Genomic DNA, 16,122 nt, shown 5'->3' on the forward strand with positions numbered 1-16,122 from the left:
CCGATCGTGCTCCGAGCGTGGGAGCCGCTGGTCTATTCTCGCTCAGGTGATGTCCGCGGGCTGGTTCTTCCTCGCAGCGATGATCGCCGCCTATGGCGTGGCGAACATGCTGCAGTCCGTGGCCGCGGCGCGCACGAGCGTGCATCACACTTTCGACCCGCAGTTGCTGGTCCGGCTGGCTAGCCACCGCACCTACCTGCTCGGCCTGGGCTGCCAGGTCCTCGGCTTCGTGCTGGCCTTCCTGGCCCGGCGGGACCTGCCGCTGTTCCTGGTGCAGGCCAGCGTCGCGGCGGGGCTGGGTGTGACGGCCCTGCTGGGCGTGCTCGTGCTGAAGTGGACCTTGCCGCTCGCCGAGATCGCGCTGCTGATCCTGCTGCTCGGCGGCATCACCGCGCTGGTCCTGTCGGCGCAGCCGGCGCATTCGCGCCCGCTGGGGACCGCCGGGGTGGTCGGGCTGGCCGTGACGGTCGCCGTGCTCGCGGTGCTCGGTTTTTTTGCCGTACGCCTGCATGGCGCGCTCGGATCAGTCGCGCTCGGGTCCCTGGCCGGCATCGCGTTCTCGGCGGCCGCGATCGCGGCTCGGCCGTTGGCGATGGCGGAATCGACGGGCGAGTTCTTCGCCGACCCGTTGCTCTACCTGCTGGTCGCGCACTCGATCGTCGGTCAGCTGCTGCTCGGTCTAGCCATGCAGCGCGGCTCGACCACCGCCGCGGTGGCGGCGATGGACGCCGCGGGGGCGGTGCCGGCGGCGATTGTCGGCTTGCTGCTGCTGGGCGACCGGATTCATCCCGGGCGTGAGTGGCTGGCCGCTGTCGGCTTCGTGGTCACACTCGGCGCGGTGATCGCGATGACCAGGTACGCCGAACCGCAGCACCACCACCAGACCGCCCAGCCGTCCTCGGGCCATCGGGCTGAGCGCGCGCACCTGCACCCCGCCGCTCGCTGAACCGCCCTGCTGGCCCTGTGCATGAGGTGCCTGGCCTGGGGTAAACGAAGCACATGACGATCCCCTACTTATCCGGCAATCGTCGCAAACCGTGCTAAAACTCTCATCGATTGCCGGAATGCGAGTCCGCCGCGCCTTATGCACAATGGAGCGATCATGCCGAGCGAGGTTCGACACCAGGTGGACGACGGACAGACCTATCCGGTCGTCCGGCTGTCCGGGGTGCTCGACGCCGGCTCCGCCCCCGCGGTGGGGGCGGCACTCCTCCACCGGCTCGCCGCACAGCCCGAAGCCCTGGTCGTCGACGTCCGCGAGCTGACCGTCGGGCAACCCGGTGCACTCACCGTGCTCAGCGACGTGGCCCGGGCGACCGCCGACTGGCCCGGCGCTCACCTGGTGCTCTGTGCCGATGGCAGCGCCGCCGGGTGGATCGGCACCGGCCTGCCCATCTGGCCCGACCCGCAGGAGGCTTTCGCCGCGCTCGGCCGACCCTCGCCCACCCATTTCCTGTCAGCTCCGCTGGAACCCGCGGTCGGCGCCGCCCGCCGCTCCCGGGAACTGGTCACCGAAGCCTGCGCCCGTTGGGACCTGCCCGAGCTGGCCGGGCCGGCTTGCATCGTGCTCACCGAGATGGTCAACAACGTCGTCGCGCACGCACAGACCACGATGACGGTCCTGCTCGGGCGGCACGGTGACACCATGAGCGTGGCGGTCCGCGACCAGTCCCCGGTCATCCCTCACTTCACCGGCAGCCCCGTCCCCGTCACCTCGTACGGCGGCCGTGGCCTGCTCCTGATCGACTCGGTGGCGCAGCGTTGGGGCAGCCTCGCCGTGCCGGACGGCAAGGTCGTGTGGGCGTTTCTCGACGACACCGACCCGGCGCACCAAGATGTCCCGACAACACGCATGGCCGGCCCCGACCAGGGGTAACCCCTCACCATGCGAGACGACGACTTCCCGACCGCGGTCTCCGACCCGGAGGCGTCCGGCCTGCCCGACACGGCCGACGACGATTCGAACGCGTACGACGAGGTGGAGAGCCCGCGTTGGGCGGACGGCGCCGATCCGGCCGCGCTGGCCGGCGTCGGACCGGGCGGCTCCAACCGCTTCGGTGACACCCCGGAGGAAGCGCGCCAGGGCGAGGGCCTCGATCGGCGGCTGCGGCAGGAGGAGCCGGACTTCGGCGCCGAGGACCGCCCTGCCGGCGACCCGATCGACGAGACGCTCGACGACCCGCGGGAGCGCCAGCTGGCTGCCGACGTCTGGGGCGAGAGCCCAACCTCGGACCCGCACTCCGCGATCTCGATGTACGACGACGGCCAGCTCGACGACGACGTGCCGAGGACGGTGGGCCGCCTGGTCGACCCGGACAACGGCTCCGGCTTCGACCACGAGCGGGACAGCGTCGCCACGGACGCGGGCGCAGCCGGCGGCGGGCCGTCGGCCGAGGAGGCCGCGATGCACGAGACCAACGCGCCGAATTACCGGTGAAAGGCGGGGCCTGGGCGCTTAGTCCAGGCCCTTTTCAATGGCATATCGGGTCAATTCCACCCGATTATGCAGCTGCAGCTTGCCGAGGGTGTTCTGCACGTGGTTCTGCACCGTGCGATGACTGAGCACCAACCGCTCGGCGATTTGCCGGTAGGACAATCCCTTTGCCACGAGCCGCAGCACCTCGGTCTCCCGCTCGGTCAGTTTCGGCGCAAGCTGATCCTCGCCCGCGGGCTCCACCGCGAGCCGCCGAAACTCCCCCAGCACCAGCCCGGCCAGGCCAGGCGTGAACACGGTGTCCCCGGCCGCCGTCCGCCCCACCGCGTCCAGGAAGTCCGCCTGCGCCGCCGACTTCAGCAGATAACCGGAAGCGCCCGCTTTCACCGCGTCGAGCACGCTTTGCTGCTCACCGCTGGCCGACAGCATCAACACGCGAACCCCGGGCACGGCCGCGAGCAGCCCGTTGATCACCTCAACGCCGGAGATGTCCGGCAACTGGAGGTCGAGCACCACCACGTCCGGCCGGGCCGCACCCGCGATCCGGACCGCCTGATGCCCCTCACCCGTGGTCGCGACCACGTCGTACCCGGCCGCCGCGAGGTCCCGCGCTACACCGTCGCGCCACATCGGGTGGTCGTCGACCACCATCACCCTGATCGCCACAGGGTCAGCCTAGCGAGGCCCGCGGCACGGTCAGCTCGACCTCGGTGCCCTGCCCCGGCGCGGAGGTGATCCGTACGGTCCCGGCCAGGTCCCCGATCCGGCCCTTGATCGACTGGGCAACCCCGAGTCGGCCCTGCGACTCCGCCTCCACCAGCCGCTCGGGAGCGATGCCACAGCCCTCGTCCCGCACGCTCACGGTCACCGACTCCGGCTCGTCCTCCACCAACACCCACACCTTCGTGCCCGGATCGCAGTGCCGGGTCACGTTGTCCAACGCGGCGGCCACAGCGGCAGCAATCTCATTCGCGGCCCGCGACGGCATGCGCACCGCCCCGGCCGGCGCGGCGACCGACACCGTCGTCGACGCGTACGGGTCCAGCAGCATCATCAGGTCGACGTCGGCATGCTCGTCCACCGGCTCCACCCGCCCCGTGACCAGGGTGCGCAGCGCAGCCTCCTGCTCCCCTGCGAGCCGGGCCAACTCGCCCGCCTCTCCGTCCAGGTGCGCGCCCTTGCGTTTGACGAGGGCGAGAACCTGCAGCACCGAGTCGTGGATGTCCCGGGCCAGCCGCTCCCGCTCCCGGGTGGCGGCTTCGAGCTGAATGGCCCGCTCGAGCCGCTGCTGCGACACCTCGGCGATGCCCACGAGATAGCCGACCGCGAGCGCGGCGAGCAGCATCAACACGGTGCCCGTGAACGCGGCCTGGTCATATCGAGCCCGGACAGCCAGGTCGGTGGCCCCCATTGCCAGCGCCGCGATGATGCCCCAGCGGCGCCCACCCGCCACCGCCCAGGCGATCACCGGAGCGACATGCCAACTCACCGCCAACGTCGGAGTGCCCGCCGTCAACGCCTGCGGACCGACGATGAAAGCGCTGGAGGCCATCACCCCCATCGTCACGAGCAGGTCGGCGACCAGGAGCGGGGGACGACGGCGGGCCGGCACGGCGTACGCGTACGTGGTGAACACCGTCCAGGCCGCGGTGAGCGCCAGCACCGGCCACGCAAAGATCGGCCGCTCGTACGCCCCGACGTTGCGCACCACGAGCACGGCGACATAGACCAGGGCGGCGATCCGGTATACCGCGATCGCCCGCCACAGCGGTGTCTGGAGGCCGCTCGTCTCTGCCATGGCTGGACCCTACTCATCCGGCCGGGACGGCATCGTCCGGGCGGATGAGAACCGCACCTGCGGTGAACGAAAAGCGCCCTGGTCCCGTAGGACACGATGCCCAGGTGGGGGCGGCGCATTCGAGATCAAATCAGGCGTTGAAGGGACGCGGGTACGCAACTCGATCAGTACACACATTGAGAAAACCAAACTGTTCTAATGAATTCGCGGATGATGGCTTGACCTTTCCGCGGGAATCTTCTTAGGTCTTGATGTTGCCCAAGAACCCCCGCCCACCGGAGGTCCCCCCGTGCCGCGACACAGCGCGCCGCTGAAGCATGCCTGGATACGTCCCCGAATAGTCGTCACGCTCGCCGTCGCGACGGCCGGACTCGCCACCGCGATCTGGCTGCCGACCCGCAACGACACCGCGGACGCGTCCGACTTCCGCCGTACCACCGCGCGCATTCCCTCGCTCGACCAGTTCTCCGACGACTTCGCTGGCCCGGAGGGCAGCACCGTCGACCCGCAGAAGTGGTTCCTCACCACCAACCGCACCGGCTACGGCGTCACGTTCAGCCAGAGCACCCGAAACGCCCGCCTCGACGGCGACGGCAACCTGGTCATCGCGGCCCGCGGCGGCGACCGCTCCGGCGTGACCTCGGCCCAGCTCGTCAGCCGCAGCATGTTCCGCCGCGACTCCGGCCGGGTCGAAGCCAAGATCAAAGTGCCGTCGGACGGCGACGGCCTGCGTCCCGCTTTCGCCCTGTTCGGCACCGGCTACAACCCCGCCGGCGTCAACCTGCTCGCCGACCCGGTCACCGACGGCGACTTCCACACGTACGCGGTCAGCTGGACCCAGGACACCGTCACGCTGACCCGCGACGGCGACGTGCTTCAGCAGGTCAACGCCCCGCAGAGCGTCACCGGTCAGCTGTTCCGGCTCACACTGAGCCTGCTGGTCACCGACGCCCGCCGGGCCGACCTGCCCGCCAAGATGTCCGTGGACCACGTCGAGTTCGGCGCGGAAGACGGCGGTCAGCCCAAGCCGACCACCCCGCCGGTGTCGACCCCGCCTGCGACGCCGCCGACCTCTCCATCGGCCACACCCTCCGAGCCTGCCTCGACGCCGCCCACCGAGTCGACCGACGTGCCCACCACGCCGCCGTCGACCGAGCCCCCGGCGACCACGGCACCGGCAGACCCGCCGCCGGCCACGACACAGCCGCCCACCGCGGCCGCGCCGACCACGACCGCCCCGGCCGAGCCGGAGGTCGAGGAGTGGAAGAAGTTCACCGACTACAAGGTCGGCACGATCATCAAGTTCAAGGGTCAGCGCTACCAGGTTCTCGAGGCACACACCTCACTGCCGGGCTGGGAGCCGACCTCTTTGGTGAGCCTCTTCAAAAAACTCTGAGTAAAAGGAACCTCCGGGGACCGCTTATTGACTGACGTCGGTCAATCTGTAAAGACTGCGTCATATAAATGAACGACCTCTCCCCCGGAGGTTCCCCATGCCACCCATCCCCGCCCGCTCCACCCGTCGCCGGCCCGCCCCTGCTCCCAGGGCGCGGGCCGCGCTGGTCTCAGCCCTCGCCGCTGTCGCCCTCAGCAGCGGCCTCACCGCCGCGGCTCCACCCGCACCCGCCCAAGCCGCCATCGGCCCGGTCACCTGGTCCGACGAGTTCAACGGTGCGGCCGGCACCTCGATCGACCCGGGCAAGTGGAAGTTCGACATCGGCGGCAGCGGCTGGGGCAACAACGAGCAGCAGTACTACACCAACTCGACCAGCAACGTCAGCCACGACGGCCAGGGCCACCTGGCCATCACCGCCCGCCGCGACAACCCCGCCGGCTACCAGTGCCACTACGGCACCTGCCAGTACACCTCCGGCCGCATCCTGACCGCGGACCGGTTCGCGCAGACGTACGGTCGCTTCGAAGCCTCCATCAAGATCCCCAAGGGTCAGGGCATCTGGCCGGCATTCTGGATGCTCGGCGGCGGCAACTGGCCCACCACCGGCGAAATCGACATCATGGAAAACGTCGGCAAGGAACCCCGCACGGTCTACGGCACCGTCCACGGCCCCGGCTACTCAGGCGCGGAAGGCATCGGCGGCAGCCGCACCATCGGCGCCCCGCTCAGCGACGCGTTTCATACGTACCGCGTCGACTGGTCCCCCGGCCAGATCGTCTGGTTCCTCGACGGCACCGAGTTCCACCGCATCACCCCGGCCAACCTCGGCGGCGACCCCTGGGTCTTCGACCACAACTTCTTCATGATCCTCAACGTGGCGGTGGGCGGCTACTGGCCCGGATATCCCGATGCCACAACCGTGTTCCCGCAAACGATGCTCGTCGACTACGTACGCGTCTCCGCCTGGACCGGCGACGGCGGCTCTGCGCTCCGATCAGCTTTCAGCGGACGCTGCATCGACATTCCCGCGGCCAATCCCGTGGACGGCGCCCGACTGCAGATGTGGGACTGCAACGGCACCAACGCTCAACAGTGGACGGCGACGGGCGACGGCACGATGCGGGCGATGGGCAAGTGCATGGACCCGGCCGGCGGCGCCCTTGGCAATGGCACGCCGATTCAGTTGGTGACCTGCAACGGCAATCCGGTGCAACGGTTCACATTGTACGCCGGTGGAGAGCTGAGGAACGTGTCCGCCAACCGCTGCGTGGACGTCAAAGACTGGAACAGCGCCAACGGTGCTCAGCTCCAACTCTGGGACTGTGCGGGGACAAACAACCAAAAGTGGACCGTCGCCTAAGCGTACTAACAAAATCGGGACAACACAGCTCCCGGACTACTCCTGGAGCCGCCAGTTGCGACCCATGTAATCCACATCGGTCAGCGTCGTCGGGGCCCTGCTCGAACGCGGCAAACGTCACCTCACGGAACCAAGATGCGGGCCCGGTGCTAGAGCACGAACTCCCCTCGACACTGGGAGCCCGAACCGTAGGTCACCGGGCTGTCTAACGCGCTGTACACCACGCCCACCTCGTTGACGGCAAAGTGGAATAGGGAGCCCACCGCGGTAAACCGCCGGGGAGCAGCAGGGCTGCGTCTCGAGATTCCTCTCCAGCAAGGCATCTACTGTGCGCCACCCGGGGAAGATAGATCAACCGATGCCTAGCGTTTACGATCAGCAAGAACCTCCAAGTCCATTAGGGCATTGGAGAAGCGAGACGCAAAGGACGCTTCACCGAGCAGCTCTTCGAGTTTGATACGGATGTAGGGCGATATTGATTTGCGAAACCTCGCTACATGACCCACACAAATCACGGCCAGCGCCCGGACCTGCCAGTCCTCTGCATTGTCCACCAGGTCGAGAAGAACACACTCCACTCACTTCCGGTCCGGCTCGTCGAGCGCGAGGGCCAAAAGCGCACTAGTGGCTTCCCCCGTGCCATTGCCACGATTCACTGAAGTGTTGAATTCCTCCATGCGAGAGGATTCGCATTATGACGGAAAAACTCACTAGCCGACGATTCAATCCTTCCCATCCACCAGCTTCAACTTACACAAAAATGGTATTGGGAAAATTGCCCAGCCCCATATTCGACGAACTGGACATCCCGGACGAGGATTCACCTATGCCGAGGAACCTGCGGCGAGGGAGGCCTGACCTGCAGTAGAAATCCAGTGCAACGGTTCTCATTATCCACTGGTGGTGAGCTGAGAAGCGTGTCAGCCAACCGTTGCGTCGACGTCAAAGAATTGGAACGATGCAACGGGCGCATAGCTTCAACCTCTGGAACTGCGCCAGCACCACCAATCAAAGGTGGTGCCGGACCTGGCGGATTGGCAAGTTATGCACTCGGCCAGCCGTACATCGACACCGCACCAGCACGACTTCACGCACTTGCCGGAATCTGCTCCGGCAAAAGCTGTGCGACTAACCTTGGTGCCGGATGCATCTCAAACCGTTGATTTCGTCATGGCAAGAGGCCGGGGACGATGACGAGGAGGCGCGCATACGATCGGTGATTGTCGTAAGCGGGACGCACCTCTTCCGCACAACTCGCCCTATCGAAGGTGCCAACGCTCCAACGGCCGACCCTTTCCGAGAAGATGGAGTTCCGGACAGGACGCCAGAAAGGAAGGTTTCGATCTTCCATTATTTCCAGTAAGCCATCGACGCCATGCTTGGACGCATAGTCCAATTCATCGCGGCAGGCCGCAATGGCAGACAACGATTCGATGTGCCTACCATCTGCCAGAACGGCTGGACCATCGTCCTGGAAAGACGACTCAATCAATATGAATCCATCGTAGGTGCCCGTCAGGCATCACCCCATCACCGATGCGGTAGATATGCCCGACGCCAAGATCTCGCGGACGCTGCATCGACTGTCCGGCGGCCAATCCCGTGGACGGTGCCCGACTGCAGATGTGGGACTGCAAAGGCACCAACAACTGGAAGTGGGCCCACTCTTGATCTCCCGTTGCCTTCTTGAGCGCCTCCAAGAGACTGGCCGGTCGCCAAGTCCGGCATGACCTACTGCCAGTGCCATCCGGATTATCCGGGGTGTTGTCGCCGGCGCGGAGCTCGAGAACCTTGTGCCGCGGCGAGCCACACCAGGCGGACGTCAGCGGCTCTGACGTGCGCCTTCTTGTTCGTCTCTCACACACCCATCCAGGCCTACCACGACGCGCAACGCGCCACCGACAGGAAGCCATAAAGCCGCCCTCATCCGCCTTGCTGGCCGCCGCACCGACGTCCCGTTCGTCCTGCTCCGCGACCGATGCCTTGCCCAGCCCGCCACCGGGCCACGCCTCGCCGCTGGACTACCCCCGTTAGACACCCCGGAGGGCAGGTGCTGGGCCGACCGGTAACCACTACTGCTTCCACCACTGTGCAGCAGCCCACCGCGGCGACGTAGGAGCCACCCCCGCCTGAATGCCGTCAACCGATAGTTGATGACACCTAAACTCGTGCCAGGCGCCAATCTTCAGCAAGGCCATCCATTGGCGCAGCGCAGCCAGATCGTCGGCGTGCCTGAATTCGCTTCCCACCAGCCATTCCGCATATCTGAGGAAGGTTTTCGAAAGATTCGGGCTATCCGTTACAAAATACTGATCTCAGATTCGCAGATCGTTCCGCAGAGCAGCACGGATCCGTCCCGAGAAAGCATCCGGAACCTCCAGACGACACCAAGCACTGCCGAGCAGTCAACCAGCAGCATCCCGACCAAAGCTGAATTCCATTCAGGATAATTTTATGGTGCCCCATGCATTTCTGTGGGCATCACGCCCTGACACAACGCAATCAATCCGGCATCACCGGATCCGAAGCTTGCGAGCCAATCCGCCACCAGGAATATCTCTCCGAGCTCGTCCATACCAAGAAAGAATCTGCCGTGGTCTAGCTCCCCTAAAGGATAGATGACGCGTCCCAGGGTATTGCTCCAATCACGGAACCTCTCCTCCTCACCTTCACACAATCCTGGATCTAACTCGAACGGCGCCTTCGCCGCCGAACGACCAAGACCATGAATATTAACCGAAAGTCCGCCGAACTCAGTCAAGAATCGCTCAGCGGGGACGTGCATTTCGATTCCGCGAATACATTCGCGCCATAGCGAAGCGTCGACTGTGCGGCCAGGAATCCAGCCAGATTTACGCAGTGCACGATCAACACCGCGAGGAAATCTACCGTCCACGAGTGCTCCTGTTCCACCAGCTCCACGGCCCAGGCCAACGCAAGCCAAACCAGAATGACAGAAGCTTACAGCTTGCACACGGAGGGACGGCAATACCATGCTTCTTATGCGTCACCTTGTTACGGATTAGCACGGCCCGCGCGTCAGCCCCTCTCGGACTGATTCCTTGATTTAATGAATCAGTGAGGCAGATGGCAAGACCGCATTTAGCATGACCATTACCACGCATTTTCGGCGGCACGAAACGCAGGATTCGGCGCACCGTGGGGTGCAACACAGGCGGATCACCCCTCTGGCTAGTAGCGGAAAATATGCGCCCAGTGCGACCACGAGTCTTGATAGCTTCCGCCACGACTGGACGAGCTGCATCCGGCCGAATAGTTGATGCCTGGTCCGCCTCTCCTCTCGCAGCGGCGAGGACGTCGTCGACTTCGTCATCAGCCTTCTTCACTACGCTCTTCGCAGCGCCGATTCCGCGAATCGCGTTCTTAGCTTGCCTGACACCAGGAATCATTCCAGCAACGCCTGCAGCACAGCCGAGATTCTCTCCGCCGACACAACTTTTTATGGTGTCGATCGCACCTGCCACAGCAGCAACCGCTCCGGCTGCTACTGCGACAACCTGCGCGGGCGGCGGGAGGAAAGCCGCCACAGTCGCAATAGTCCCGGCAACATCGGCAATCGTACCGGCGTTGTCCACCACAGCTTTGGCTGCGGTAGTGACACCACTAGCGACTGCACTAGCGGCTTTCTGGAGGCCGTTCTTGATGGATCCCCAGAAGAGCCCATCGGGGTCAGAGAAGGTGGTCGGGTTGTTGTTGGAGTACGCGTACGCATGCAGCCGCTGCGGGTCGTACTCGTCGACTTCCGGGTCGACGGAGATGAACGCTCCCGTCCGCGGGTCGTAGAACCGTGCGCCGAGCAGCGTCAGGCCGGTCGGATCCGTAACCCCGCCGACGAAGCCACGCTGCCCGCCCGGCCAGTTGACCGCCGGCGCTGTCCGGTCGCGCGGGTTGCCGTACGGGTCGTTGTACTTGACGGTCTCCACCCGGGTCACCGAGTTGACCGCCCACGTCGCCGAGTTCTGCGCATCCGACCCCAGCCAGATGACATCACCCTTCTTCGACGTCGTGTCAGTACGCGACGCGAAAGTGTCACCCGCATGCTCGTAATACCGGGTAGCGCTGGTGCCCTGGTTCGGCGTGGTCGAGTACTCGTGGCCGTAGATGTAGGCGGTAGCCGCGCCGCCCGGGTCGATGCGGGCGATGCGGTTGCCGTCGACGTCGTACACCATGGTGGTGTCGCCTTCGGGGCCGCTGATCTTGGTCAGCTTGCCGTGCGGACTCCAGTCGAACGTTTCGGTGCGGTCGCCGACCTTGCGGTATTCGAGATTGCCGCGCTCGTCGAAGTCGTAATGCTCAACCTGGTCACCGGTCGTGACCTTGCGAAGCTTGTGGGACGCGCCGTCGTATTCGTAGTTCGACGTCGTGCCGGCCACGTGGTCGGTGGCAGTGGTCCGGGAGCCGTGCTGGTCGAACGTCCACGCCTTCGAGTACGGCGCCTTACCGCCAGCCGTCGGGGCGCCGCAGCTCGCAGCCGCCTGCGCCCAGGCCTGCGTCAACCGGCGCAGGTGGTCGTAGGTGAAGCACTGGACGTCTTCCTCGCCGGCACGGGGCTGGTCGTCAGTGCCTTCCGGCCGGTTGGCCATGGAAAGAACGTTGCCGGCGTCGTCGTAGGCGTACTTCAGGCGGGCGACGTTGGTGATGGAGGCGTCGCGGTCGAAGTTGAACTCGGTCAGCCGGCGGGTGACCTCGTCATAGACGTAATTCTGGTAGGTGACCGCCTTCGCCTGCCCGTCCACCTTCTTGGGCCCGAGAACACGGTTCAGCAGCTCACCGTACGGCGAGAAGGTGGCCTCACTGATGTACGTGCGGTCGGTCTGCGACGGGGCCGACATGCCGGCGAGGATGACGATGTTGCCCAGGTCGTCGTAGGTACGGGTGATGCCCTCTTTCTCCATCGGGCCGACCTTGGGCAGGCTGGTCCGCCACGGGAGGCCGTTCGGCGTGTAGGTGTGGGTGGTCACGAACTTGCCGGCCAGGGCGGTCAGGCCGGGCATCGCCGGAATGACCGATTCCTCGTCCACCACCTGGTAGGCGTCGTTGTATCGGAAAACCTGCCGCGAGAGGCCGTACTCGCCGACATATGAGGTCGACTTGGTGGGGTGTCCCTTGGCGAGGGTGTCGTAGGTCCAGTCGGCGGCCTTGGCCCCGTTGAAGAAACGTTCCTTCTGCCGGCCGAGTTCGTCGTAGGTGGTGGAGACGACGTCACCCTTGGCGTCGGTGGATTTGACCACGTCGTCGGCGTTGTTGTACTCGACTGTGGTCGTACCCTTGTCGGGGTCGACGGTCTTGACCTCACGACCGCGCAGGTCGTATTCGTAGCGCCAGTTCAGACTGCCCTTGACGACCGTTTCCAGGTCGCCTCGCGGCGTGTACGTGTACTTGGTGGCGTCAAACGATCCTTCAGCGCGCGGCCCATGGAATTCCCGCTTTTCGACGACCTCGCCGGCGGCATTCTCGATGGTGGCGGTCGCGGTGCCGCCCTGCGGCGGAGTCACCGCGGTCTGCCATCCGGCCGGGTTTCCACCATAAATTGTGCTGGTCGACCATTTCCTGGCATTGCCCGACCAGAGTGCCTCGTCCACGACCCGACCCAGCCGGTCATAGGTCGACACCGTCCGGGCCCGGTCCTCGCCCGGCGAGATGGCCAGCAGACCCGTGCCCGGCGCGCCGAACGCGTAGTTCTCGTCGGACTGGAATTCGACCTGGCCGCGGTCGTTGTAACCGGTCGAGGTGACCAGGCGGGCGGCGTCGCCGTCCTTGGTTTTGAGTGCGTCCTGCTGCTTCTGCACCGACCGATACAGCGAGTCGAACAAACCGATCTCGGTGATGAAGTTGCCGTTCGGGCCGAGCCGCTTGGTCGTCACCGCCAGCGGACCGTTGTTGCGCAACAGGTAGCCGAATTCCAGGTTCGGGCTGGCATCCCTGGCGCGGCCGGGCAGCCACACCTTGAGGAGACGGCCGAGCGCATCGTGCTGGAGGTCGGTGCGCTTCTTGTTCGCGTCCAGGATCGAGGTGGGCTCGGCCCATGCCGGATTCTGGTCGGTGATGATCTCGTGGCCGAGCGGGTTGACCGTCGACGTCTGGGTCACCGGGCCGGGACCCGCGGGCGTGTAGGCGGTCTTGGTGACCTGTCCCAGTGAGTCCGTGCTCCTGACGACCCTGCCCAGCGCGTCGTGCGCGGTGCGCGAGGTCGTCGTGTAGTTCGGTGCGCCGTTGGACCAAGCGTTCAGCGTGTCCACCCGGGTCGCCTGTCCCCTGCTGGGGGCAGCACCGTGCGAATCAGAACCGTCGTAGAACGTTTTGACGTCGGAGATCACATCGGCCGGACGGGAGAACACCGCGGAACAGGCCTTGGCGACCCGTTCCTCCCGCGACACCAGACCGCGCAGCCACGGATCCGCGTTGTTGACGTACGTGACGCGGGTGCATGCCTCGTCTCCGCCTTTGGCGACGTCGCCCAGTTCCGACGTCGACTCGGGCTGGCCCTCGTCGTTGTAGTCGGTGCGGGTCTCGGTCTGCTGCCACGCGCCCGGCGCGAGCAGCTTGCGGCCCTTCTGCACGGAGGGCGCGACCCGGTAGGCCCGGTCACTGCCGCCGGTGCGATCGCGCTCCGCGGTCTTTCTGATCCAGTACGCCGTACTCTGCGCCTCGACCACCGCGTCACCGTCGAGGGTCGCCTGCTCCAGCGGCGATCCGGCCAGTGCCGGGTGGTCGGCGTACGTGTTGCCGGCCGAGTCGGTGACCTGCACGTTGCGGGTCTTGTCATCGGGCAGTGGCTGATCGTCCAGGCCGCGGTAGAACTGCTTGCGGGTGGTCAGAATCTTGTCGGTCGTCCCGACTCGGGTGGTGACCCGGGCGTAGCCGCGCCACTGCCCGTACGAGCGGTGCTTCTTCTTGGTGAACTCGCTGTCGTCCCAGCCCCATAGGACGTTCGTGCCGCCGCCGTCGGTGGAGTAGGTGTACCGGGTCGTGACCGAGGGCTGGTCCGTGGTCCGGTCGTGCTGCGTCACCTGGTTGACCACGTACTTGCGGAACCAGTCCCGGACCGGGTCGTACTGACCGTCCGGCGTCCAGTACACGGGGTAGCACAGCCGGTCGTTGCTCGCCACGTTCGGCAGGTCGTTGGTGTCGCAGTCGGGGTCAGAGTAGGAAACGAAAATGTCGGCGCCAGATTCGGTACGAATGTTCTGTACGCGCCAGCGGGTGAACATGGGGGCGCCGGCCGCGGCGTTCACCCGGTTCGCGAGTTCGATGCCGGTGAACACGACCGGCGGGTCGGTGATCGTGGCTCCGACGTGGCCGGCGTGAGTGATCGACTTCAGCCACAGCGACGCTGAACGCTTCGTCTTCGGTGCCTTGAACTCTTGGTCCAGGGTCCACGAGTCCACCGCGCTGAAGCCGTTGCCGTTGTAGACCTCGGTCGTGATCTTGGTGAGCCGCTTGGTGGAGTAGAACAGTGGGGCGAGCTTGTCGGTGCAGGGCTCGGCCGTGCACTCCTTGTCCCACGGCACGTCCGGCCAGTTCGCCTTGACCGGCTTGTCGTCCTTGTAGCAGTCGCTGAAACAGCGGTCCGCAGGGGTGAACACCACCCGCGCGGTGGCAGGAACATTCGGGAAGGCCGTGTTCAGGCCATACTCGATGCGCTCCAGAATGCCGCCACGGATGAACGAGGCCCGGTTGTTCTTGTCGCCGGCAGCGCCGTAGTGCCCGGTCTCGCTCTTGTAGTAGTAGCGGGTCATGTTCCCGTTGACGTCGACCTGCTTGTCCAGCAACCAACGCCACGCCTGCGCGCACGACGAATCTTTGAACTCCCCCGCGTGGCAGGACTCGCCGGAGTGATTGCCGAACACCGGCACCGTCCACCGGGAGTTGGCCGAGCCGACCTCACTGGCGAAGTAGTTACGCGTCCCGTCCGGGGTGGTGATGATCCAGCGCTCGGTGGTGGCGGAGTCCTTGTCTGCGACCGAGCCTTCCTGCTCGACCTTCCAGTTGCCGTCCTGCGCGGGCACCCACTTACCGGTCGCATCGTCCTTGACCAGCGCGGCATTGGTGCCACCCAGCGACACGGTGATGTTCGGGGACTTGCCCTTCCAGCACTGGTCGGCGGTCTTCTTGTCCTTGGCGCTGTTGTTCGGTTCCTTGTCGCCATCTTTTGCCTGGTCATCGGCGCAGCTGACATACGTGCGCTCGACGAAGCCCGGCGAGTAGTCCCAACCGTCACCGGCCCAGGACGCCTGGTTGTTGCTGCCTGCCATCCGCCCGTCAACCGTCTGCGACGAATAGTTCAGCGCCACCTGCGGGGTCGGACCCGGCGCCGGCGGCAGCTTGACGGCATTGCTGTAGGAGAAGGCACCGGAGCTGTCGCCGGCCGTCCATGATCCGGAGGCTTGCAGGTCGGATGCCTTGTAGTCACCTTCATCCGACTCGGTGTCCGCGCTGAGCGCCAGCATCATCGGGCCGGACTTCGCCACGGCGAAGCTGGCCTTCAGCGTCGACCCGTTCTTCACCGCCGCAAGCGGCGCCGCGGACTGACATTCCGCCTTCTCTGGCGTGGTTGCCGCACAGGCGGGCAGCTGCGCCAGGTTCAGCCGGCTCGCCCAACCACCGCCGTACAGGCCGGCGAAGCTGGCGAAGTCGACTGTCGTCTCGACCTGGCCGTCCTTGTCCCCCTCGATCGCGATCACCGGGCCGCTGACGCCGAGCTTGGTGGAGTGCTCCTCGGGCAGGGCGGTGACCCGTACGCGGTCCGGGGCTCCCTTGCCCGGCACCGTCTGAACGGCCACCGGAATCGTGCCGGCCTTGGCCTGCATCGCTTTGCCGGCGGAACCGGTCAGCGAAATCTCGGCCGATCCGGGCGACGGCCAACGGCCGTTCGCCGGCCCTGTCCATTTGCCACCGTCAACCGGCGGCGGCACCGGCGCGACCTTCACCGTGCCGAACTCCTGCGCGGCAACGGACTCCACATCCCGCTCGCCGCTCAGCTCCTCCGCCACCCAGTGATAGGTGAGGAAGGTGGTAACCATCAGCGCGGATACGCCCAGGGCGATCCTGCGGCGGGCAGGGCTGAACAACGAGCGGTCTTGCGGCATGTCGACGTCTCCGGTCAGAGTGTC

Annotated in this window: 10 protein-coding genes; 6 read left to right on the top strand and 4 right to left on the bottom strand. The window is 65.9% G+C overall.

The features are described 5' to 3' along the window. The first annotated feature begins 79 nt into the window (after positions 1–79). From ACIA1L_RS19530 to ACIA1L_RS19540, 3 genes are all read left to right on the top strand, one after another. A complete protein-coding gene (locus ACIA1L_RS19530; RefSeq protein WP_396074480.1) occupies positions 80–946 on the top strand; it encodes a hypothetical protein in 867 nt (288 codons plus the stop codon). Between the two features lie 156 nt (positions 947–1,102). After that, positions 1,103–1,876 (top strand): ATP-binding protein, encoded by a 774-nt coding sequence (locus ACIA1L_RS19535; RefSeq protein ID WP_396074222.1) that lies wholly within the window; start codon positions 1,103–1,105, stop codon positions 1,874–1,876. A 9-nt stretch (positions 1,877–1,885) separates the two neighbouring features. After that, the gene (locus tag ACIA1L_RS19540; protein WP_396074223.1) at positions 1,886–2,437 is read left to right on the top strand and encodes a DUF5709 domain-containing protein; all 552 of its coding nucleotides are present in this window, start codon (positions 1,886–1,888) and stop codon (positions 2,435–2,437) included. 18 nt (positions 2,438–2,455) lie between these two features. On the opposite strand, the gene ACIA1L_RS19545 is transcribed toward ACIA1L_RS19540, so the two are convergent. Both ACIA1L_RS19545 and macS read right to left on the bottom strand, forming a co-directional pair. Beyond that, positions 2,456–3,085: a response regulator gene (locus ACIA1L_RS19545; protein ID WP_396074481.1), complete on the bottom strand. Its 630-nt coding sequence runs from the start codon at positions 3,083–3,085 to the stop codon at positions 2,456–2,458. Between the two features lie 19 nt (positions 3,086–3,104). Beyond that, positions 3,105–4,232, bottom strand: coding sequence for a MacS family sensor histidine kinase (macS, locus tag ACIA1L_RS19550; RefSeq protein WP_396074224.1), 1,128 nt, complete (start codon positions 4,230–4,232; stop codon positions 3,105–3,107). A 289-nt stretch (positions 4,233–4,521) separates the two neighbouring features. Here macS and ACIA1L_RS19555 point away from each other — a divergent pair, with 289 nt between their 5' ends. The 3 genes from ACIA1L_RS19555 (at position 4,522) to ACIA1L_RS19565 (ending at position 9,438) form a co-directional block, all read left to right on the top strand. Next, complete coding sequence (locus ACIA1L_RS19555; protein ID WP_396074225.1) at positions 4,522–5,628, top strand: carbohydrate-binding protein; 1,107 nt, start codon at positions 4,522–4,524, stop codon at positions 5,626–5,628. A gap of 97 nt (positions 5,629–5,725) precedes the next feature. Next, positions 5,726–6,988: a family 16 glycosylhydrolase gene (locus ACIA1L_RS19560; protein ID WP_396074226.1), complete on the top strand. Its 1,263-nt coding sequence runs from the start codon at positions 5,726–5,728 to the stop codon at positions 6,986–6,988. A gap of 2,153 nt (positions 6,989–9,141) precedes the next feature. After that, a complete protein-coding gene (locus tag ACIA1L_RS19565; RefSeq protein ID WP_396074227.1) occupies positions 9,142–9,438 on the top strand; it encodes a hypothetical protein in 297 nt (98 codons plus the stop codon). 2 nt (positions 9,439–9,440) lie between these two features. On the opposite strand, the gene ACIA1L_RS19570 is transcribed toward ACIA1L_RS19565, so the two are convergent. Both ACIA1L_RS19570 and ACIA1L_RS19575 read right to left on the bottom strand, forming a co-directional pair. Then, positions 9,441–9,884: an SUKH-3 domain-containing protein gene (locus ACIA1L_RS19570; protein ID WP_396074228.1), complete on the bottom strand. Its 444-nt coding sequence runs from the start codon at positions 9,882–9,884 to the stop codon at positions 9,441–9,443. Continuing rightward, the gene (locus tag ACIA1L_RS19575) at positions 9,874–16,098 is read right to left on the bottom strand and encodes an RHS repeat-associated core domain-containing protein (protein ID WP_396074229.1); all 6,225 of its coding nucleotides are present in this window, start codon (positions 16,096–16,098) and stop codon (positions 9,874–9,876) included. The genes ACIA1L_RS19570 and ACIA1L_RS19575 overlap by 11 nt, the downstream gene beginning before the upstream one ends. Between the last annotated feature and the right edge of the window lie 24 nt (positions 16,099–16,122).

The organism is Actinoplanes sp. NPDC051859, assembly GCF_044452725.1.
GTDB lineage: Bacteria > Actinomycetota > Actinomycetes > Mycobacteriales > Micromonosporaceae > Actinoplanes.

Excerpts from the sequence above, each read along its gene's own strand:
- macS (WP_396074224.1), bottom strand. The coding sequence starts at position 4,232 with ATGGCAGAGACGAGCGGCCTCCAGACACCGCTGTGGCGGGCGATCGCG.
- ACIA1L_RS19545 (WP_396074481.1), bottom strand. The coding sequence starts at position 3,085 with ATGGTGGTCGACGACCACCCGATGTGGCGCGACGGTGTAGCGCGGGAC.
- ACIA1L_RS19575 (WP_396074229.1), bottom strand. The coding sequence starts at position 16,098 with ATGCCGCAAGACCGCTCGTTGTTCAGCCCTGCCCGCCGCAGGATCGCC.
- ACIA1L_RS19565 (WP_396074227.1), top strand. The coding sequence starts at position 9,142 with ATGACACCTAAACTCGTGCCAGGCGCCAATCTTCAGCAAGGCCATCCA.
- ACIA1L_RS19560 (WP_396074226.1), top strand. The coding sequence starts at position 5,726 with ATGCCACCCATCCCCGCCCGCTCCACCCGTCGCCGGCCCGCCCCTGCT.
- ACIA1L_RS19530 (WP_396074480.1), top strand. The coding sequence starts at position 80 with ATGATCGCCGCCTATGGCGTGGCGAACATGCTGCAGTCCGTGGCCGCG.
- ACIA1L_RS19535 (WP_396074222.1), top strand. The coding sequence starts at position 1,103 with ATGCCGAGCGAGGTTCGACACCAGGTGGACGACGGACAGACCTATCCG.
- ACIA1L_RS19540 (WP_396074223.1), top strand. The coding sequence starts at position 1,886 with ATGCGAGACGACGACTTCCCGACCGCGGTCTCCGACCCGGAGGCGTCC.